General features: G+C 40.9%; 15 protein-coding genes. 8 read left to right on the top strand and 7 right to left on the bottom strand.

What is annotated here, in order from left to right; translation table 11 throughout:
* Window positions 1–81 precede the first annotated feature (81 nt).
* The 3 genes from NOS7107_RS00655 to NOS7107_RS00645 all read right to left on the bottom strand — a co-directional run bounded on the left by NOS7107_RS00655 (window position 82) and on the right by NOS7107_RS00645 (window position 4,961).
* The gene (locus NOS7107_RS00655) at window positions 82–2,400 is read right to left on the bottom strand and encodes a cation:proton antiporter (protein WP_015111060.1); all 2,319 of its coding nucleotides are present in this window, start codon (window positions 2,398–2,400) and stop codon (window positions 82–84) included.
* Window positions 2,401–2,721: 321 nt separating this feature from the next.
* Window positions 2,722–3,288 (bottom strand): Uma2 family endonuclease, encoded by a 567-nt coding sequence (locus NOS7107_RS00650; RefSeq protein WP_015111059.1) that lies wholly within the window; start codon window positions 3,286–3,288, stop codon window positions 2,722–2,724.
* Window positions 3,289–3,368: 80 nt separating this feature from the next.
* Window positions 3,369–4,961 carry a B12-binding domain-containing radical SAM protein gene (locus tag NOS7107_RS00645; RefSeq protein ID WP_015111058.1) on the bottom strand — a complete coding sequence of 531 codons (1,593 nt, stop codon included), beginning with the start codon at window positions 4,959–4,961 and terminating at the stop codon, window positions 3,369–3,371.
* Window positions 4,962–5,168: 207 nt separating this feature from the next.
* On the opposite strand from NOS7107_RS00645, the gene NOS7107_RS00640 reads away from it, so the two are divergent.
* Window positions 5,169–5,783, top strand: a complete 615-nt coding sequence (locus NOS7107_RS00640) for a Uma2 family endonuclease (RefSeq protein ID WP_015111057.1) — start codon at window positions 5,169–5,171, stop codon at window positions 5,781–5,783.
* Window positions 5,784–5,793: 10 nt separating this feature from the next.
* Here NOS7107_RS00640 and NOS7107_RS00635 read toward each other — a convergent pair whose 3' ends face one another.
* Both NOS7107_RS00635 and hemE read right to left on the bottom strand, forming a co-directional pair.
* Window positions 5,794–6,750, bottom strand: a complete 957-nt coding sequence (locus NOS7107_RS00635; protein WP_015111056.1) for an NAD(P)-dependent oxidoreductase — start codon at window positions 6,748–6,750, stop codon at window positions 5,794–5,796.
* 158 nt (window positions 6,751–6,908) lie between these two features.
* Complete coding sequence (gene hemE, locus NOS7107_RS00630; RefSeq protein ID WP_015111055.1) at window positions 6,909–7,970, bottom strand: uroporphyrinogen decarboxylase; 1,062 nt, start codon at window positions 7,968–7,970, stop codon at window positions 6,909–6,911.
* 116 nt (window positions 7,971–8,086) lie between these two features.
* On the opposite strand from hemE, the gene NOS7107_RS00625 reads away from it, so the two are divergent.
* The 3 genes from NOS7107_RS00625 (at window position 8,087) to NOS7107_RS00615 (ending at window position 11,204) form a co-directional block, all read left to right on the top strand.
* Window positions 8,087–8,848, top strand: a complete 762-nt coding sequence (locus NOS7107_RS00625) for a hypothetical protein (protein WP_015111054.1) — start codon at window positions 8,087–8,089, stop codon at window positions 8,846–8,848.
* A 138-nt stretch (window positions 8,849–8,986) separates the two neighbouring features.
* Entirely contained in the window at window positions 8,987–9,862 is an 876-nt protein-coding gene (locus NOS7107_RS00620) for an aspartoacylase (protein WP_015111053.1), read from the top strand.
* Window positions 9,863–10,097: 235 nt separating this feature from the next.
* The gene (locus NOS7107_RS00615; protein WP_015111052.1) at window positions 10,098–11,204 is read left to right on the top strand and encodes a glycosyltransferase family 1 protein; all 1,107 of its coding nucleotides are present in this window, start codon (window positions 10,098–10,100) and stop codon (window positions 11,202–11,204) included.
* 462 nt (window positions 11,205–11,666) lie between these two features.
* On the opposite strand, the gene NOS7107_RS00605 is transcribed toward NOS7107_RS00615, so the two are convergent.
* Window positions 11,667–11,942 carry a MoaD/ThiS family protein gene (locus NOS7107_RS00605; protein ID WP_015111051.1) on the bottom strand — a complete coding sequence of 92 codons (276 nt, stop codon included), beginning with the start codon at window positions 11,940–11,942 and terminating at the stop codon, window positions 11,667–11,669.
* Window positions 11,943–12,106: 164 nt separating this feature from the next.
* Window positions 12,107–13,411: a threonine synthase gene (thrC, locus tag NOS7107_RS00600; protein ID WP_015111050.1), complete on the bottom strand. Its 1,305-nt coding sequence runs from the start codon at window positions 13,409–13,411 to the stop codon at window positions 12,107–12,109.
* A 586-nt stretch (window positions 13,412–13,997) separates the two neighbouring features.
* Between thrC and NOS7107_RS00595 the strand changes: the two genes are divergently transcribed.
* The 4 genes from NOS7107_RS00595 to NOS7107_RS00580 all read left to right on the top strand — a co-directional run bounded on the left by NOS7107_RS00595 (window position 13,998) and on the right by NOS7107_RS00580 (window position 22,422).
* Window positions 13,998–16,547 carry a hypothetical protein gene (locus NOS7107_RS00595; protein WP_015111049.1) on the top strand — a complete coding sequence of 850 codons (2,550 nt, stop codon included), beginning with the start codon at window positions 13,998–14,000 and terminating at the stop codon, window positions 16,545–16,547.
* Window positions 16,548–16,571: 24 nt separating this feature from the next.
* Window positions 16,572–17,126 carry a hypothetical protein gene (locus NOS7107_RS00590; protein WP_015111048.1) on the top strand — a complete coding sequence of 185 codons (555 nt, stop codon included), beginning with the start codon at window positions 16,572–16,574 and terminating at the stop codon, window positions 17,124–17,126.
* A gap of 136 nt (window positions 17,127–17,262) precedes the next feature.
* Window positions 17,263–18,783, top strand: coding sequence for a DUF11 domain-containing protein (locus NOS7107_RS00585; RefSeq protein ID WP_015111047.1), 1,521 nt, complete (start codon window positions 17,263–17,265; stop codon window positions 18,781–18,783).
* Between the two features lie 3 nt (window positions 18,784–18,786).
* Window positions 18,787–22,422: a hypothetical protein gene (locus NOS7107_RS00580; protein ID WP_015111046.1), complete on the top strand. Its 3,636-nt coding sequence runs from the start codon at window positions 18,787–18,789 to the stop codon at window positions 22,420–22,422.
* Window positions 22,423–22,443: the final 21 nt, after the last annotated feature.

Raw genomic sequence — 22,443 nt, 5'->3', positions numbered from 1 at the left:
TACTCAGCGAAAAGTTGCGTGCGGAGAAAACTTGTGTGCGCGTGTTCCCCCCGTTGAGCAAACTTCGGTGACTCAGCACTCTCAAGGCAGAAACTCTTTCACTGTTTGTGCTTCATTCGCTTTAGCGATGGGGATAGACAAAGGCATTTTGTTGGCTGCGGCGAATAAAGATTGTAGTTGATTCAGACTGGGTAAGCTACCACATAATAATACTTGGTCGCCAACTCTGAGGTCTGTTTTGTCATCAGGACGGCGAATAAACTTACCATCCCGCCGCAGTGCTTGCACCTTCACTGATGGTTCATGATTTTTCAAGTCAGCCAAGGTTTTATGATCAACAGGGGAATCAGCATCGACAACTAACCACTGACAAGCGCTATTTTCTCCAGGAACGGCTATCTTACCTTGAGCAAATTCTTCTAAAGCTGCTAGTTCCTCAGATGCACCGACAACTAATAAGCGATCGCCTTCTTCTAATTTAGTTTGATTATTAGGATAGTCGATTTCATTGCCGTTAGCGCGGCGAATCGCCATCAAACTTATCCCTGTTAAGTAACGCATATCGGCTTCTTCTAAGCTCATCCCAATGAGAGGTGAAGTAGATGGTATTGCATACCAGCGTCGATTTAAATCGCGGGTTGCTTGGTGTAAATCGCGGGAAACCTCAGAAGCAGAACGTTCTGGGCGCAAATCCAAGTAATGATCGTTACGGATTTGCTGCATTTCCCGTTGTACCACAAATTGCGAGAAGCCCAAGTCATTTAATAAATAAGTTGCCATTTCTAAACTGGCTTCAAATTCTGGTTGAACTACTTCCCTCGCCCCTAATTGATAAAGCACTTCAATATTTTTGTCTTGGGTAGCGCGGACAACTAGATTTAATTCTGGGTGTAGTTCTAAAGCGCGTTTTAGGCTGAGACGCGTACTCATAGGGTCAGGAAGTGCAATCGCCATTCCTTTAGCGTGGTTAACACCTGCGGTTTCCAAAACATGAAAACTTACGCAGTTACCATACACGTAAGGTACTCCTGCATCCCGTAACTGCTGAATTCGGCTTTCAGATTGATCTATGACCACTATAGGTAAGTCATGCTGTTGCAATAACTTGACCAAATTCTTACCCACACGCCCATAGCCACAAACAACTATATGGTCTTTTATCGGTAATTCTTCCGATACATCCCGCGCTTCGCCTTCGCCAGCCAAATAAGGTTTCAGCCAAGGCATAGATTCGGCAAAGTTAAATAAAGATGGTAGTAGCCGCAGTACAAAAGGAGTCAAAATCAGGGTAACTGCTGTAGTTCCTAAAATTAATAAATATATCCGTCGGGATACTAAACCTAATACTTGTCCTTCACTGGCGAGAACAAAGGAAAATTCCCCAATCTGTGCCAGTCCCAACCCAGCAATTAAGGCTGTTTTCCACGGGTAGCGGAATAACTTGACTAAGGGCGTAATAATCAAAAACTTACCGACAAAGACCAACGCCACTAACCCTAAAATTAATTCCAGATTCTGCCACAAAAACACCGGATCAATCAGCATCCCAATGGCAGCAAAGAATAAACTGGCAAAAATATCTCGTAGTGGTTCTACATAAGTCAGGGTTTGGTCGGCGTACTCCACTTCAGAAATCATCAAGCCGGCGACGAACGCCCCCATTTCAATTGACAAGCCCAAGTATTCTGTTAATAGCGCAATACCCAAACATAAAGTCACTACACCAAGTAAAAATAATTCGCGGCTTTCCGTGCGGGCTAACATTCGCAATAATGGCGGTATCAGCCAAATCCCCGCCACAACTGCCCCAGCAGCAAATAAACCAATCCGTACCAAGGCGGTAAGTACGGCTACACCAATAACTTCTGCTGGTGCGTGCAGTGCAGGTAAGACAGCCAGCATTAGCCCTAAAGCCAAGTCCTGTACAACCAAAATCCCCAACATTACCTGTCCGTGGGGCGTTTCTGTTTCGTTACGCTCCATCAAGCACTTGAGGACAACGGCGGTAGAAGACAAGGAAAGAATTGACCCCAAAAATACACCTTTCGCGGGTAAGCTGCCCCAAGCCCCCGTTACACCACACACCACCACTGTGACTAAGATTGTCAAGGCTATTTGTAGTCCACCTCCACCAAGGGCGATCGCTTTTACTTTTTTTAATTCAGAAAAAGAAAACTCCACACCCAAGGCAAATAAGAGAAAGGCGACCCCGAATTGCGCTAAGGTCTCTACTTGAATAATTTCTTTAATCAGCCCTAGCCCAGCAGGCCCAACAACCATTCCCCCGATGAGATAACCCAACAGCACTGGTTGTTTTAAAAGGGATGCCAACAGTCCCCCACAGGCTGCGACTCCCAAAACTAATACTAAATCAACAATTAATCTAAAATCTTCCTGCACAATCTTTAAAAAGAACTATTAAGACCTGTTAACTTCAGCATACAAATTTTTATCTATCTAGGGGTTAAATTGTTGGTATGGAGGCAACAAAATTTGTATTTTCTTCAGGAAACTGCCTAATTAAAACTTATTGAATAAACCTACACAGTTTATGGTATGTAACCACTCACCATAAACAGTTGAAATACCCATCACTTTGAAATGGGCGTAAATTACGCTGTGAACGATAAATGATAAATTAACACTGTGGACTGGTATAACTTTCAATTCCAGCCAAATTAAAAACGAATTTGTACCTGCAAAATTACTAGTTAGCGCTCGCTAACTAAAACAAACCTTCACAGCACAACTAAATCCCGGCAAAAGTGAACTAGTTAAATTATCTTCTTTATATAAAGTAGCCGCTAATTTTAAAACACCATTTTCCCGACGGTAAATTCCTACTGTCTCTTTTTCGCGGTCAAAAATCCAGTATTCTTGTACTCCTTGAACTGAGTACAGCTTCAGCTTTAACTGCTTATCGCGTTTCTTCTGCACTTCTCCAGGAGAAAGCACTTCAATTACTAACTCTGGCGCACCTATTAAATGTCCAGCTTCATCTAATATTTCTGATAAACGCTGATTGCTTACCCACACTACATCAGGAATTACATTATCAGTATCGTTGAAAATAATTCCTGGTGCAAAAGCAACTTGTCCTAAACCAGTCTCATTCGACCAAATTTCTAACTGTGTTCCAACTTTGACACAGGCTGTTTGATGTTTCCAATGAGGCGCTCTAGTCACAAACAATTCTCCGTCAATTATCTCATAACGCTTGCCATCGTCAGGAAATAACTCTAAGTCAGCCGTTGTCCAACGAATTTGTTCTGATGCAGTAGAAGTCATACCAATTTTGGATGTCCGATTTTGGATTTAGGGAGTGCATTTTCATCTTTATTTTCCACTCCCTACACCCTATTTTAAATTTAACTCGCGATCGCCTCGGCTTTTTCCGCCACTACTGGTGGGACATAAGGTTTTTCTGCGCCTTGTGCCAAATATACAGCTAGTTGACTTTCAATTTCATCGCGGACAATTTGGCGATATTCTAGGAAATGCTCGTTATGGGCGCAAACAGCAATGTAGTGGTCAACAACAGCAGGGTTACGCTTGAGGAGACTGAACAAATGATGCCAGAATTTCCAGCGAGTTTCCCGTTTAATTCCTTGTCGCCAAATTACAATCAACAATGCTTTAATTACCACCCACTCTGGCATTTTGAATGGTGCTTTCCATTTGGGCGAACCTAGCATTAAAAAGCAGCGATAAGTCCGATCTAAATATTGTACTGGGTCGTATAAAGCACAAAAAGCCTCGACATATTCCCTGGCAAGTTCTTCTAAAGGACGAGTAGGAATGAAGTTCATCAACGTAGTTTGGTTGATGTTGCTTTCTGTATTTTCCCGCAATCTGCCTTCTTTTTTCAGCCGATGCCACAGGGCTGTATTTGGTAGTGCTTGCAACATAGCGAAGGTAGTTGAGGGAATACCTGCTTGTTCCGCAAATCGGACAATGCGATCGCCTGCGCCAGCTTTTTCGCCATCAAACCCGATAATAAACCCAGCCATTGGGCGCAACCCAGCTTTGATGATGGTTTGCACTGCATCTGTCAAAGAACTACGGGTATTTTGAAACTTCTTGGTAAGTTGCAAGCTATCTTCATCTGGTGTTTCAATTCCCAAAAACACCGCTGAAAATCCAGACTCAACCATCAACTCTAGCAATTCTTCGTCTTGGGCTAAGTCAACTGAAGCTTCGGTGTCAAATTTAAAGGGATATTGGTGTTCCTCCATCCAAACTTTTAACTCTTTCAGCAACAATTTCACATTCCGCTTGTTACCGATAAAGTTGTCATCTACCATGAATACACCCCGCCGCCAACCCAATTCATAGAGATAATCTAACTCTGCTAAAAGTTGTTCTGGGGTTTTGGTGCGTGGTTTGCGTCCATAGAGAACAATAATGTCGCAAAATTCGCACTGGAAGGGACAACCGCGCGAAAATTGCACCGACATCATGTCATAGGCATTTAATTCTAGTAAATCAAAGCGGGGTACTGGTGTGCTGGTGACATCTGGTTTTTCAGCAGTGCGGAAAGTCCCAGAAGTTTCACCCCGTTGAATTGCTTCCACAAACATTGGTAAGGTGATTTCGCCTTCATCCAGAATGAGGAAATCTGCGCCAACGTTTTGCACCGCAGAAGGTGTGGAAGTTGGGTAAGGGCCACCAACTGCGACTAACTTACCACGGCGTTTTGCTTCTTGAATCTGTTCGAGTAAGTCTTGCTTCTGGACAATCATCGCCGATAAAATCACGACATCAGCCCATTCCCATTCTGCTTCTGTTGCTGGGCGAATGTTGCGATCGACCAGTTTAAATTCCCATTCTTGGGGCAGAATTGCTGCTACAGTGACTAAACCCAAAGGTGGTAACAAAACCTTGCGATCGACTAAATCTAGAATCTTTTCATAAGACCAAAAGGTTTTAGGAAATATCGGATAAACTAGTAAAATTCTCATGTAGTAGCAATCCTCACACTCTAATTGTTATCCCACTCTAACGAAAATAATTACTTATTGACTTTTAACTATTATTGGCTTTAGCTTACCGTTAATGGTTTTAACTCTGCAATTATTAAGTAGAAATTTTCTGCCTTAGTTGTCAAGAATATTCAATATTGTCAAAAATAGGATGACCCTCGATTCTCTATTGTGTAAGAGGTCAAGATGGTACAGGTATCTCCAAGCCCAGACAGCGAAACCTTATTGATTGAGTTACCTAGAGCGATCGCACTCTGTGTCACTCAAGAACAGTTTACCGCTTTAGCCGCAGCTAACCGAGATTTGCGGCTGGAAAGAACTGCAAAAGGAGAATTAATCGTGAATCTGCCAACAGGCTGGGAAACTGGGAAACGCAATTGGAATATTGCAGGAGAATTGTATTTATGGTGGCGGAATGGAGGTGAACCAGGTCAAGCCTTTGATTCCTCAACTGGCTTTGTCTTACCAAATGGTGCAATTCGTTCTCCTGATGCTTCGTGGGTAAGTCAAGAACGATGGGAAGCACTGACTCCAGAACAAAAGGGAACTTTTGCTAATATCTGCCCGGATTTTGTAGTTGAATTACGTTCTAATTCGGATACTATCAAAACGCTGCAAGAGAAAATGCGGGAGTACATCGAGAATGGTGCAAAACTCGGCTGGTTAATCGATCCGCAGCAGCGACGGGTAGAAATTTATCACCCAAGTTTGGCAGTGGAAGTGTTGGAAAATCCGGTTGAGTTGTCGGGTGAAAAAGTGTTACCGGGTTTTGTGTTGAATTTGCGTCGAGTGTGGGATTGAAATTAGCAATTTATTTTTTTCTTGGCACACCACTAATTTTCAACACATCACTCATGGTTGCACAATGATTTGGCAAGCCAAAACTTGCAGGATTGATAGCATTTTTATATGTAAAATGACGATAATTCATGCAGAATCTATCCCAAGCTGCCATTTGAATGCGGAACACGGCAATAATCAAATTAGCTAATGATATAGATAGAGGAATGCGAAAGTAAATTTTTTTGCCTAGATAAGCGCAGGTTTCTTCTATTGCTTGGTTGGCGGTGAGTTTTTCTTGACCTAAAACTAATTTGCGTTGTTCCTTAGCTTGAGGTGGATGTTCAATTAAATATTCCACGACTGTCGCAATATCTTGTCCGTGGATAAAGTGAAAACTGCCGTCTGCTTGTAAAAACTTAATTAAATTAATATATTTTGTAACTTCGGGAATGCCAGAGGTGAGGTGCGAATAAGGTTTATTGGCATCTCCACCTAAAACTAAGGTTGGAAAAACTGTGGTAATTTTAGGTGCGATCGCTAGTTTTTCTTTTTCATGCAAGCATTGATATTTAGAACCGATATAATCTGTCCCAATCTCACCTGCTTCTTTCAGTGGTTGATTTTTATTATCTAAAACACTAGCTGTCGAAAAATAAATTACCTGTTCACAACGTTCTGGATCTAACAAACTGAGCAGTTCTAATGTTTTTGAAACATTAATATCATAGGTATTCTCTCCGCCCCAAGCTGTTGCTGTTAGAACTGCTACATCAATGGTAGATAACAAATCAGCAAAGCGTTTAATTTCTTGCATATCGCCTTGCAAGATGGTGACACCTGGACGAAATTGCGTATTAACTTGTAGTTTATTAGGGTTTCTAACTAGTAAAAATAACTCGTGATTTGTATTTTGAATTAATGTTTCTGATATGTAATGACCGATGCAGCCACTTGCGCCTGTGACTAAAATACGTTTCTGACTCATATTAAATGTTTTTACAATTAAGAGTTAATAATAAAGTTAAATGTTCCGGGATAAGATTGATTTCGCGCAAAGGCGCAAAGGCGCAAAGAATTTAAACTCTAGAGCAATTATTATGTCTTTGTGGTAAAAACTTTCTCACCACAAAGACACAAAAGTAGCTAACTCACCAGTGCTGCTGTACTGAGTTGCTTGGCTGTTTCAAAGAAGAAAGCGACGTTTTCTTCTGGGGTATCTGGTAATACACCATGACCGAGGTTGAGGATATGACCCCAATTACCAGCTTTGCGAACGGTATCATGAATGCGATCGCGAATGAACTCTTTGGAACCGTAGAGTACGCCAGGATCAAGATTACCCTGTACTTTGACTTGCTTGCCTAATCGGGCGCGAGCATCTGCCATATCTACTGTCCAGTCGACGCTGACGATATCAGCACCAGATTGAGCCATTCTTTCCAACACACCTGCACTACCACTAACTAATAAAATTAGCGGTGTGTCGGGATGGGTTTGTTTCACCTGCTGGAATACGCGTTGCTGATAGGGACGGGCAAAGGTATCGTAATCTTGAGGGCTTAATTGTCCCGCCCAAGAATCGAACATTTGCACTACTTGAGCGCCGCAGTCAATTTGATAACGGGCGTAAATAGCGATCGCATCTGCCAATTTTGTCAGCAGTTGGTGTAGAATTGCCGGGTCTGAGAAGGCCAAGTTTTTGATGATGGAATAGGTTTTAGAACCTTTTCCTTCCACTGCGTAAGCAGCTAACGTCCACGGCGCACCGACAAAGCCTAATACTGTTGATTTGTTGCCCACTTCTTGGCGTAATGCCTGCAAAATGGGTTTAATAAACGGTAGAGCCGCTTCTGGTTCTAAGGTATGCAGGCTATCGATTTGTGCTTGAGTGCGAATGGGCGAATGAATGATTGGCCCTTTACCTTCCGCAATGTCCATATCAATGCCCAAACCAGGCAATGGAGTTACGATGTCGGAAAATAAAATCACTCCGTCCGGCTGGAAGGCTCTCCAAGGTTGCAGGGATACTTCAATCGCTACTTCAGGAATTTCGGAGCGATCGCGAAATGAAGGATACTTTTCCCTTAAGTCTCGGTACGCCTTCATATATCGTCCCGCTTGTCGCATCATCCATACGGGGGGACGATCTACTATTTCACCACGAGCAGCCCGCAGGAGATGAGGGGCCGTTGACGAAACACCCATTTAACACTTCATCCTAAGTCACTTTGTTATGTCACTGTTTAGCTTATCATTCTGGGATTACGCTTTTTCAGGAGGCTTGCTTGAAAACTCCAAGTCTTAGCTTTACTTAACTTAATATGCAAACTGATTCTAATAATCCAAATCCTTCTAATGTTGCAGCTACTAATAGCAATTCTCCAGCAGTAAAATTTTTCATCCCCCCCACCCAACGGCGCAAGTTTTTTTTATTGTTTACTTCTATGACAGTTTTGGGTTGGGTGGTGGGTGGTGTTTTTAGTTTGGCTGTAGAAAGAATCCTCACGCAAATTCTAGCTGCGTCTGGGTCTTTAGAAATGCAAACATGGAGTTATGGCATCAAATTACTCAGCAATATTGTGTTTGCTGTAGTTTTTGCTACTGACCAAGCTTTAGTCATGCGGCGTTATCTTTCTGGTTGGCGCTGGATGATTGCTACTACCATAGGTTGGTTAACTGCTGACTGTGTAGCGACAGCCTGGATTAATTATATTGCCTCAATTGCTAATTCTCTCAATGAAACTTTATCTCCTGAGTTAGTTATTATCTTTGGATTGTTATCAACAATTGCTTATATTTTTTCAGGCATTTGGATGGGTTTGCTGCAATGGTTAGTCGTGCGCCGTTACACAACTAAATCCTGGTGGTGGAATTTGGTTCCATCAGTAGCTTTTTTGTTAATTAGTTTGTTAGTTTGGTTACTATCATTGATGCAAAATTTTATTCCTGAAGCAATATTGTATAGCAGTCAACAAGGATTTACAGCCATTATCCTAGGAATAGTACCAGCAATTGGTTTTTGTAGTTTAAAAAGACGCTTACAAAAACAGGTATTGGAGAACGTGGAACATATCAAGGAATAACGCGAGAAGGGTTATATTGGTACGATGAAAATAGTAGGCAACTGTACAATAGCAGCAGTTAGTAGAAACTCAAAATCAGCTTCAAGAACTTTTAAAATTACAACAAAAGAGAATCGACCACAACAATTTATAAAAACTATGGGAAACATCAATTCAGTGGTTATTGCTACTGGTACACATGGCAATGAATTTACAGGAATATATCTAGGTAAAAAGTTTGAACAGTTCCCAAAACCGATTCAGCGTCCTAGTTTTGATACTCGCGTTTTATTGAGTAATCCTAAAGCGTTTGCAGCAGCCAGACGCTATATTGATAAAGACTTAAATCGTTGCTTTGCAATAGCAGACTTAGAAAATAAACAGCTTGCTAGTTATGAAGATATTCTGGCAAAAAATATTTATTATTTGCTGGGAAAAGAAAGCCAAAGTCAGCAGCAAGTTATTATTGATTTGCATACTTCAACGGCGAATATGCAGCTAACTATCATTTTAGGAAGTCAACATCCATTCTTACTACAATTAGCTGCTGAATTAAGCGCAATTAATCCCGATGTGAGAATTTGTTATTCTCAACCTACCAGAGACTCTAACTTTCTTTGCTCTATATCTGAATTGGGATTTGCGATTGAAGTAGGGCCTGTAGCACAGGGAGTTTTAAATGCTGAGTTATTTCAAAAAACTGAAGCGTTAATTTATCAGGTTTTAGATTATATAGAAAGTTATAACCAGGGTGCTATCCAAAAACATCATGCACTCACATTTTATCAATATGTGGAAGTTATTGATTATCCGCGCAACGAAGCTGGAGAAATTCAAGCCATGATTCACCCAAAACTTCAGTTTCGAGATTATGAACCACTTAACCCTGGTGAACCGATATTTTTAAGCTTTGATGGGAATGCGATCGCCTATCAAGGTACATCTACAGTTTATCCCATTTTTATTAACGAAGCTGCATACTACGAAAAAGGTATCGCTATGTGCTTAACTGAGAAAAAGATACTAGAAATTTAAATTTCGACATCATATTGAACAGCAAAAAACATTCAACAAAGCTGTAATTTCTGTACCGATAATTACATTATTTTTCATATATCTAGCCTTAACCACAGTAGTAGTGCTATAGTTTTTACATAATTTTTGCATAATTACAGTATCGACAATATCTACAAAGCAAATTGATGTGTTTTCTCACCTTATCTGCTTGATTGTTAAAACTTAATTTCTGTAAATAATTCCTTGTAAAAATATGCGATTAGGAATCAAATTTTCTCCTCCAACTAAAATAAAAAGTGGTAGTGCTTATACTTTTGCTACTAACTTAATTCCTATTTTATATAAACAAAATCCTGACATCAAAATATTTACAGCAAGTCCGCAGATATTTTCTGAAATAGAAGGCTTATTAATTAACTATACAGAAAATCCATTTTGGCAAGTATCACCTACGAAAAAAATAGCTTCTTGGCTATACCAACAAGTAACCTTAGAAAATCAACTAATCCAGAAACAAGTAGACGTTTTATATTGTCCCTTCAATTATGAATCTTTATTCTGGACACGTAAAATACCTCAAGTAATTACCGTTCACGACTTGATTCCTTTAATGTGGCAAGAAGATTTTAAGGCAACTTCAAATTTGTGGAAATATCTTTATATTCCAGCAATTAAAAATGCTAGAGCTATTATTACAGAATCAGAAAATACCAAAAGAGATATTCTACAATTCTGTAATATTTCACCTGAGAAAATATTTGTAATTCCTATAGGATTTACCTTTAAAGATATTAAATCAGAAGATTGTAGCTACAAACGAGAGCCTTATATACTTTATGTTTGTAGCACTCATTATCCTTATAAAAATTTATCCAAATTATTTTCAGCTTATCAGGCAATTCATCATAATATTCCTCATAAACTAGTCATTGTGGGCAAATCAATAGCGCGATTTACTCCACAAATTAAGACCCAAATTTCAGAACTGGGTTTGTCAGAAAAAATAGTTTTACGAGAAAATCTTTCGGATACAGAATTAGCAATAATCTATAAAAATGCTGATTTGTTTGTCTACCCCTCACTTTATGAAGGTTTTGGTATACCACCTCTAGAAGCTATGTCTTATGGTATTCCTGTTATAGCTTCACATGTAGCATCCATACCAGAGGTGTGTGGAGAAGCGGCTTTATATATTGAGCCTCATTCTGTGGAAAGTATAGCAGATGGTATCATTAAAGGATTAACTGACTCCGATTTAAGACAAAAGCTGAAAATAGCAGGGCAAGAGAGAGTTAAATTATTTAATTGGGAAACCTCTGCTGAGAAAATATTAGAAGTTTGTCAAATAGTCAGTCAGTAAACTTAAAACATTGGAAATAGAATTTCCAGTTATCTTCTACACCAAAACAAGTAGAATACGTGAAGGTATTCCACTTGTTTCAACAAAAATCTCTGGATAAACAATAAATAATTGAAAATAGTTTTTGCTATTTTATTAGAGACATCTGATTTGGCAAACCTAGTACAAAAAGGCAAAAGTAAAAAGTGAGCCATTGCGGTGAAGCAGCCCACATCTTGGCGGTTCTCGTCGTTCGCGTAGCGTCTCCGTCAGGAGATGGGGGACTGCTGAACCCGAAGGGTGGACAGGTTTCCCGGCATAAAGGAGACAGTGCCGTGGGCAGGTCTCCCGACTTGAGGCAACTGTCGTCAAATGGCGACCCGAAGGGCAAAAGGAAAAAGAAAGAATAGTGATACCACAAGCCTTTTAGCAATTCTTTATGGTCTGTTTATTTACGCCGCGATTGTACTAGATATTATTGGCTTAACCGCCCGCAACAGCGGGGACAATACTCACTTCGTCACCATCTTTCAACGCTGTCTCTGTTCCATCTAAGAAGCGAATATCTTCGCTATTCACATACAAATTTAAAAAGCGCCGTGGTTTTCCTTCGTCATCACAAAGGCGAGACTTAATCCCAGGACAATTTTCTTCTAAGGAATCGAACAACTCAGAAATGTTATTACCACTGCATTCTATAACAGCTTTATTATCTGTGAACTTTTGGAGAGCAGTAGGAACTAAAACAGTAACAGCCATATTGGAAGTGTGAAGTGTGAAGTGTGAATTGAAATGTGTAGACGCGCAGCGGCTTGCCGCAGGCTAGTATGAAATGTGAAGTGTGAAATATAAATTTCATCTTAGCCTGCGGTCAACCCCTCCGGGTTTAAATCCTTCAGACTTCAGACTTCAGACTTCAGACTTTAAACTAGAACTTGTTGCCATTCTAAGCGGTCAAGAGTGCGAGAGCGTTCTAGCGCACGTTCAAAGCTATCGAGTTTAGCATCAATTGTCAACGGTTCGCCAACGTAACCTTGAATTGCTTCTTGGGTTTTCAAACCATTACCAGTGATGTAAACTACGGTAGTTTCATTTGGATCAATTTTGCCAGCTTCTACCAATTTTTTCAGCACAGCTACAGTTGTACCGCCAGCTGTTTCTGTAAAGATACCTTCAGTTTCTGCCAGCAGCTTGATGCCTTCAATAATTTCTGCATCGGTGACTGATTCTATATTACCGCCTGTCTTCTTCGCAATTTCGACAGCATATACACCATCCGCTGGATTGCCAATTGCGATCGATTTAGCAATTGTATTTGGTTTCACAGGTTTAATGAAGTCGCGGTCTTCTCTAAATGCTTGGGCGATGGGTGAACAACCTTCAGCTTGTGCGCCGCTGAAACGAACATTTTTACCTTCTACCAAACCAACTTCGACAAATTCTTTGAAGCCTTTATAGATTTTGGTAAACAGCGAACCAGAAGCCAAAGGCGCAACTATATGATCTGGGAGTTCCCAACCAAGTTGTTCTGCAACTTCAAAGCCAAGAGTTTTGGAACCTTCAGAGTAGTAAGGGCGCAGATTAATGTTCACAAAACCCCAACCATGTGTATTTGCAACTTCTGAACACAGGCGGTTTACTTGATCATAATTGCCTTTAACAGCCATAAGAGTTGGGCTGTAAATCAAGCTACCTAAAACTTTGCCTGCTTCTAAATCAGAGGGGATGAACACGCAACAGTCTAAACCTGCATGGGCTGCGATCGCAGCTGTAGAATTTGCTAAGTTACCAGTACTAGCACAAGATACTGTCGTAAAACCTAACTCTCGTGCGCGAGACAGCGCCACCGATACCACCCGATCCTTGAAGCTGAGGGTGGGCATGTTGACGGCATCATTTTTAATGTAAAGCTTATTCAGACCCAGGCGACGCGCCAAACGTTGGGAACGCACCAAAGGAGTCATCCCAGTTCCCACATCAATTACATTGTCAGTTGCAACAGGTAAAAATTCCCGATAGCGCCAGATTGAATTTGGCCCGGCTTGGATTTTTTCGCGGCTAACACTCAGGCGGATATTGTTGTAGTTATATTTCACTTCCAACGGCCCAAAGCAAAACTCACAAACATGACTGGCTTTAAGTTCGTATTCCGCGCCACATTCCTTACACTTCAAAGCTTCTAAGGTGGCTGTGGTTGTTTGGGTGTGTGTGGAGGTTGCCTGAGTCATAGCGATCGCTTTCCCTGTTTGTCCATCAACTGTCGTTTGATAGTATCACGAGTAAAAATACCAGTCAAACATACCCGACAAAAATAGTCGGATATACTTTAGGCTATCTGCAAATTTCTTGAGCAAGCAAAAATCTATTTTCTTGTTGTTCAGCATTCAGTATTACGGTTTTTTAATAAAAATTAAGTATAAAAAAATAGATGTTTCTTGATTTTTGCTTAGTAAAAAATACTGAGTTATTTTCTGTGTGAATTTTTGATATACCAGTATTTCGACTGTTTTTGAATTGGAGATACTTGATTTACGTTTGTTATTGTTACGCAGTATTGATGTAACAAGTAATAGCCGAAGTGTCAGTAAATAGAGTAGTCTTAGTTATATTTAATACTTTTGTATACGCATCCACTTAATGAAATGAAACTAGTATTCCAAAGTGATTTGAGATTGCTCTAGAATCAGTTCCCTCAAAAAAACCAGAACTGCAACTTACATCGAATTTGGAATTGAATTATTCAATTCAAGCGTTTGTTGCATTGGCTCTTATCGAAATTTATCAGGCTGCACCGTAATCAAGCGACTACACCCAATGAAATCTCGTTATCGAATTCAAAAGACTAAAAACTGCATATTTCGCAACACTTTAGTATCAACAGTATTTTTAGCTAACGGGTTTTTCTTGGTCTCCCCAGTGTTAGCTCAAACTACACCAACCGCAGCTGGTTCAACTATTGACAACCAAGCGACAGCCACCTACGAAGACCCAAATAATCCCAATGTACCAATTAACAGTACTTCTAACACCGTAACTGTTACCGTAGCAGAAGTAGCCGGGATATCCGTTGTTGCTGGTACACCCGAAGATAGCAACGGTGGAAGTGTCCAAACAGGGGATATCATATATTTTCCTTTTACAATTACCAACGTCGGTAACGACCCAACTAAGTTCCAAATTCCCACCCAAGCTGGTATTACAGGGCCAGGTACACAAGGCACAATACAATATAGTACCGACGGTGGAACAACATGGATAAGTGTTCCCAACGGTGGTTTTACCACAGATTCTATACCTGTGAATGGCATGATACAAGTACGAGTACCAGTCACAGTTAGTTCAGGTGCAACATCAGGTCAAACAATTAAAGTTACTCTAGGGGAAACTAACCCGGCTGAAACCGCCACTAACTCCCCACGTACCGGCTCAGTTAATGATGCTAGAGATATTTACACGGTAGACAATCCAAACGGTACACCCGAAGAAGTTACAGGTACACCTGCTAACGGTGTAGTAGAAGGTAGCGCATCCGCCAGCATCACAATTAATCCTAAAAATTATTCTTTGGCTACCATCTTCAAAACTCGTGGTATTCATAACAATCAGAATACTCTTGGAGATATCACAGACGATACCATCAACTACAACTTGAGTTTGCAAGTTAGGTCTACTGACAATACAGGACAAAACATCACTCCGTCAGCTTTAGCAGGTTCTGATGTACCTGGTCTGGCGGGTAAAAATATCTTAGTTGCCGATGCTATTCCTTCTGGAACAGAATTAGCAGTTGCGCCTAATGCTCCCAGCGGCTGGACTGTCGTTTATTCCAGTACTTCAACCTCCACATCAGCAAATGCAGCCACTTGGACAACTACAGCACCACCTTTATCTACCGTCACTCGTGTTGGTTTTATTAAACCCACTACAGATGGTAATCCAGTCACTTACCTTGCTGCGGCTGATGCACAATTAACTTCATTCTCCATTCAGCTAAAAGTTAAAAACGGAGAGACTCCACCTCTTACCATAGCCAACATCGCCCAAGTATTTGGTAAAACACCAGAAACAGATTCACCTGTGTTCGACGAGTCTGGTGATCAAAATCCCAGTAACTTTAATGGAGTTTCAGGTAGCATGACACCTCCATTAAATACAGACACGAATGGGGATGGTGTACCAGATCAATTACCACCCACTGTACCTGATGGTTATATTAATGATTCAAACGATTTAGCAGCCACTGGAACTGATACTGGTGGTAACAACAATGGTGATACGGAAAATACAACCGCCAACTCTGGCGGTGAAGCCAACGTATTCACACTCGATGCTGTTTTACTGCTCAACGGGCCTAGCGGTTCTCCAGAAGCAGTAGGGCCGAGCAATAACAATGATGACTTCACTAATAAATCTTCTCTTGTTCCTCCTAATACAACTCCAGGTTCAACATTTGATCCACAATTAGTTACTTTTACTAACACCATTAAAAATACAGGAAATCAACCAGCCAATATCTCTTTATTACCTACACTACCAGCTAACCCAAATGACTTGCCTAACGGTACAGTTGTGACTATATCTGCTAACAATGGTGCAACTTCTGCTACCTATACATACAATAACGGAGTATTTACGTTTACAAGCGGCTCTGGTTTTGTAGGAGGAAACCCAGTTGGTGCAACAAATCCCGTACGCATTGATGGAGTAACATCAAATGGAACGGCTAACTACACTGTCACTATTGACTTACCTGGGAATACTCCACTTTCCACCGATCCTGGGATTGAACGTGGCTTCCCTGTACCAATTACAGCATTTATAGATACTGATAGTGATGGTTTGGCAGTTGATGAGCGAGCGACAAACATCACAATTAATCGCGTCTACACTGGTTTCTTGCAACTACTCAAACAATCACAGATTTTACAAGGAACTGGCCCAGCTGTTCAAGGTACTGACGGTACTTTGAGTACAACACCAAAAAAACCTGCCCCAGGAAATATTATTAAGTACGTTATTCAGTACAAAAATATTTCTGAACAACAGCCAGCGAGTGGTAGCAATAATGTCATTTTGAATGCTTCCCAAGTGATGATTACAGAAGATGGCACTGTAGCTCCGAATAATTGGGCAAAAGATAATGATGGCAATGCTGCAATTGATACTAGTCATGTTTCTGGATCAGCACAAGATTCTGGCGGCACAATAACATTTTTTAGTGGTGATCCTGCTACTAATAATGCTAGTAACACAACTAGCGGTACTACTGCGGCTACTGATGTCACTAAATATGTAGATACAGTGACTGGTACTGTTCCTCCTGGGACAACAGGAACCTTTACTTTTCAACGCAAAGTTAACTAATAGTAATTTATCAGGGTGACTACAATGAAACAAATTTTGATGACAGGAATAGGCGCAAGCTTATTATTGAGTACAGCTTCATTTATCAGTAATTTACCAGATAGTTGGAAAACAAACAGTGCAGTTGCCCAAACCTCTACTAAGCAACAGGCTTTAAAGTTAGTTTTAGCAGCAGAAAAACAGGTATTAGTGAAGGATGAACAAAGCAAGCAAAAAATCACATGGCAAGCTTTGAATAATAAAGCAATTGTCAAACCAAGAGATATATTACGCTACACCTTGACTGGAGAAAATATAAGCGATCGCCCCCTAAAAAATATCAATTTCAATCAACCTATTGCCAAAGGCATGGTTTATGTTTTGAAATCAGCTAATTTTACTGGTAATGCCAAAATTAGCTACAGCATTGATGGCGGACGCAGTTTTGTAGAAAATCCCACAATTAAAGTTACTTTACCTAACGGCAATATTCAAACTCAATCTGCACCAGCCAGTGCTTATACACATCTTCGCTTTTATAGCCCAGTAATTGCAGCTAAAACTACACTCAAATTCACTTATCAAACACAAGTGCGTTAAACCATAAATAAACATCATCATAAAACATCAAATTTGATGTTTGAGAATTTATCACTTGTTGATTATTTAGTCTTTACATCTCAAATATTAATTTTTAGAGTGTAAGTCCATCTACTAAAAATGGCATGTAAAAGCAATGAATTTGTTCAGGGTTAAACATAGGCAAGAACAGAGTATTTTTAGTAGTAACTGGCAATATCAATTGCCTAATATTATTGTGGCAATTAGTTTTTTAGTAACAAATTTGCCTATCAAAACAACGGCTCAAGTAACAACCAATAATATTGTTAACCAAGCTAATTATACTTATACAGATTCAAGTAATAATCAATTTCAAGGAGTTTCTAGCGAACTGCAACTATTAACTGATATTAATATTTCCAGTAGCAAATCAGGCATGATTTTAGGCTGTGCTGGCACAATATTGTCTGACTATACAGGTTTTTCAGTAGGTTTATATGAAGCTAATATTAATGATCCAACAGGTACAGAATTAGGCAAAATCGTATCTTTAACTCGCACAGAGTTACCGGATATTCCGAATAATAATCTTCCTGGTGGTCAAACCCCAAATATTGAGAATTCTAATCCTTTTTTCTTGAAAAATAACCCAGCAGGTGTTTACAATCTGCTGCTTGACCCAAATAGAGGCCAAACTGAGGCTGGTAAAACTTACATTTTGGTAGTCAATCCGCCACAAAATTCCAGTTACCAACAAAGGCGAATTAAAATTCAGATTACTGGTGTAGATACCACTAATAATAATGTTAAATATGTAGCGGCTTCTTTAGATGGAGAACCTTTAAATAGTACAGGTGCAACCAGAGTTGAAGACACATTAATTGCAGTTGCAAACGCTGAAATTAATCAACGCAGTTTATTAGCTTTAGCATTTACAGCCAATTTATGTGCAGCACAGCAGTTACAGATTATTAAAACAGGCGATCGCGCCACGGCGGAACCAGGGGATGCAGTTATTTACCGCATATCTGTGAAAAACTTATCTGATTCTGGTTTAAACAACTTAGTTGTCACCGATAACTTGCCTTTAGGCTTTCATTTCATTAACAAATCTGTGCGCGGTGAGTTAGATGGTCAAGCAGTTAACATTACTACAGAGCGCAATGGTAATACAGTTACCTTCCGCACAGATGTGACCATTCCATCTCAAAAAGTGGTGAATATTGCCTACGCCGCCCAACTCACACCTGATGCAGTGCGGGGGACTGGGCGCAATAGTGCGATCGCTCGTGTACTCAGAACTGACAACAGCCTAGCTGCCAAGGATGGCCCAGCAACTCACCAATTAGTCATTCGTCCAGGGATTGTGGCTGACTGCGGCACAATTATTGGGCGTGTGTTTGAAGATAAAAACTTCGATGGTGAACAGCAAAATGGTGAACCAGGAATTCCCAATGCCGTAATTTTTATGGAAAACGGTAATCGCATCACCACAGATCCCAATGGTTTGTTCTCTGTCGCCAATGTTTTGCCAGGAAGCCATACAGGAGTACTCGACCTCAGCAGCATTCCGGGCTACACCTTAGCCCCCAACCGCAAATTCCGCGAACGCAACACTCAATCTCGCTGGGTGCGTCTGGAGCCTGGCGGCTTAGTCAGAATGAACTTTGCTGTCACCCCCAGCAGGAGTAAATAAAGTATGAAACCTCAACTACACGGTGTAACTACCTTTAATCTCAGGCTGATGGGTGCTGTAGCAGGTGCAATCAGCGTTGTTTTGTATCCGGCTATCGTTAAAGCTCAAACATTCACACCAGAAACACAAAAGAGTCAGTTTCCATCTGCTTCTACCTTAGCCATAGCAGATCATCAAACTTCTATGGACGCATCCATAGAAGTTGATGAACTCTCTCAGGCAACTCCTTTGCTACAAGACAGTCAGATTGATAGTTCGTTGCTTGATAATAACGAGCTTACTGCCGTTGAGCCTGCTTTAACAACAACCGCCATACAACCTTTTCAACCAGCAACTAATATTCAATTTCCTAAAAATTTACGTAAAATTGCGGCATCTATAGACAATCAAAATACAGCTATCAAAATTCTCAACCCATCTACTGATAGTGTGGTTGATATTCCCTCGGCTAATGTTAGTGTGCAGTTTTCTAGTGGTAGTCAGATAGAATTGCGTGTCAATGGCGTATTAGTAGACTCATCATTAGTCGGACAGACAGCAACTGATAGTAATACCAATTTAGTTACACAGACATGGTATGGTGTCTCACTCACAGATGGAGAAAATATCATCTCTGCACAAGAGTCGGGAAAACCAGAATCATCTGTAAAAATAAGAATAGTAGTGCGGAGTGCGCCAAAAAAACTCACAATAGAAACAGTTGAAGCTCGTATTCCTGCTGATGGACGTTCGACTGCAACTATCCGCGGTGAATTAATTGATGAAAATGGCAATCGTTCTAACCGCGATGCTGTTGTGACCGTAATCCCAACAGCGGGAGAATTAGTCGGAAAGGACTTCAAACCTGATGAACCAGGATTTCAGGTGGAAGCGAAAGCTGGAGAATTTACCGCTATATTGCGTTCTGATTTGAAAGCCCAAACAGTCCGCATTCGTGCCACAACCAATGATTTAGAAGCTTTTACTCAACTGCAATTTGAAACAGCATTGCGTCCGAGTTTATTGACTGGCGTGATTGATGTCCGTTTAGGTGCGAGAGGTACAGATTATTACAGTAGTTTTCGAGATTTTATCCGTCCCGACAAAAATACCAGCACTCAATTAGATTTTAACTCAGCGATATTTGCCACAGGTGCAATAGGCGAATGGTTATTTACAGGTGCATATAATAGTTCTCGCACTCTCAACGAAGATTGCAACTGCGACAATCGCCTATTTAGAAACTATCAATTTAACGAACAAAACTATCCTGTTTATGGTGATAGTTCCAGAACTGATGTTGTTGCACCTTCCATTGATAGTGTATTTTTGCGGTTTGAACGCACCTCAAAAACTCCCAATGCTACCCCTGATTATTTTATGTGGGGTGATTATGACACAGAAGAGTTTGCCCGGACATCCCAGCAATTTACTTCTATCACCCGTCAATTACACGGCTTTAAAACTAACTACAATTTTGGCAATTTTCAATTTACCGGCTTATATGGCAATAATCTCGAAGGCTTTCAACGAGATACTATTGCGCCTGATGGTACAAGTGGTTATTACTTCCTCTCCAGAAGATTAGTCATTGCCGGTAGTGAAAATGTCTTTCTGGAATTAGAAGAACTAAACCGTCCTGGTACTGTATTGGAGCGTAAACAACTCAGTCGCGGCCCAGACTACGAAATTGATTACGATCGCGGTACATTAATTTTTCGTGAACCAATTCTTCGTACAGATATAGATAGTACTGGACAAGTCTTAGCCCGACGCATTGTTGTTAGCTATCAATACGAAAGCCAAGACTCTAACAGTAATATCTATGCGGGTCGGTTGCAATATAACCTCTCCCGTGGTTTGAATCAAGAAAGTTGGTTAGGTGCAACTTTCGTCCAAGAAAATCAAGGAGTACGGGACTTTCAACTGTATGGTGCAGATGCGCTGATTTCTTTAGGTAGTAATGGCAGGTTAATTGCTGAATATGCTCATTCAATGAATGATTCGGAAGTGATAGGTAAAGTCAGTGGTGCGGCTTACCGCTTAGAAGCAGAGGGACAAATTAGCAAAGTTATTCAAGGACGTGCTTATTATCGATTTGCTGATACAGGCTTTGCCAATAATGCCACCATTAGCTTTGTACCTGGACAAACTCGCTATGGTGGACAAATCACAGCGAGAGTCTCGCAAACAACCAATTTTCGGGCGCAATACGACCATGAAGATAACTTTGGAATTGCACCCCAACCTCTAGATACCTTTGAAGAACTATTTGCACCACGTTCAGAGGCCACACCGGGAAGTCAAGTTGATAACTCTTTAACAACAATTTCGGCAGGGATTCAACAACGCTTAGGTAAGGCTACTGTTGATGTTGATTGGATTCATCGCCATCGAGAAGATAGGATTCCGGTGAATGCTTTAACAAGTGATTCCCATCAATTGCGATCGCGTTTTACCTTTCCCATCGTCAAAAACCTGACCTTCGCTGCACAAAATGAACTCACCCTCTCTTCCAGTGCAGATACTGTTTACCCAGACCGTACCATTTTGGGTTTGAATTGGGCTGCTATTCCTGGTGTGAATATCAGTCTCGCCCAACAGTTTTATAGTAGCGGTCAACAGAGTGGCAATGCCATCACCAGTTTAAGTATCAACGGTGAACATAAACTCGGCACAGATACAACTTTAACAGGTCGTTACTCAATTTTAGGAGGCGCAAATCAACTCACAACTCAAGGCGCTATTGGTCTGAATAACCGTTGGACGATCGTTCCTGGTTTGCGGCTGAACCTAGCTTATGAACACGTATTTGGTAGCTTCTTTAACCGAACTGGTGCAGGACAACAATTTGCCCAACCTTTTACAGTTGGTCAAGCCGCTTCATCTATAGGTTTTGAGAGTGGCGATAGCTACAGTGCTGGCTTGGAATACAGTGATAACCCTGAGTTTCAAGCTAGTGCGCGTTATGAGCATCGTACTTCTGCTAGTGGTTCTAATACAGTAATTTCGGCAGCAGCTACAGGCAAGATTTCGCCAGCATTGACAGCTTTAGCACGCTATCAACAAGCTAATTCTGCCAATCAAACACTTACAGGTTTGGGTGATACAGTCAACCTAAAATTAGGTTTAGCCTACCGTGACCCCAGGAATGATAAATTTAATGCTTTACTACGGTATGAATACCGAGAAAATCCGGCAGTAATTCCTGACACGATTTTGTTAGGTAGTGGTACAGGCTCTCAAGACCATACTTTTGCTCTAGAAACCATCTACGCGCCCAATTGGCAATGGGAATTTTACGGTAAGTACGCTTTGCGGAACAGTACATCTTACCTAGCTAACGATTTAGTCGGGACTAGTAGCATCAACTTAGGGCAATTTAGAGCTACCTACCGTATGGGATACAAGATGGATTTAGTAGGAGAGGCGCGTTGGATAGGACAAGGTAATTATAGTGAGACAGGCTTTGTTGTGGAAACTGGTTACTACTTATCACCTAATCTGCGTTTAGCGGCTGGATATGCTTTTGGGAGAGTTGATGACCGAGATTTTTCGGGTGTGCGTTCGGCTGGAGGCCCTTATTTGGGTTTAACCTTGAAACTCAACGAATTATTTGAAGGTTTTGGACAGCAGAAAATCCCGCCACCACAGCCTTAGAGCCGAGAAATCTAGCTTTTT

The organism is Nostoc sp. PCC 7107 (genome assembly GCF_000316625.1).
GTDB lineage: Bacteria > Cyanobacteriota > Cyanobacteriia > Cyanobacteriales > Nostocaceae > Nostoc_B.
The sequence above is the reverse complement of the archived record's forward strand: the minus strand, read 5'-3'. Positions and strand labels throughout refer to the sequence as shown.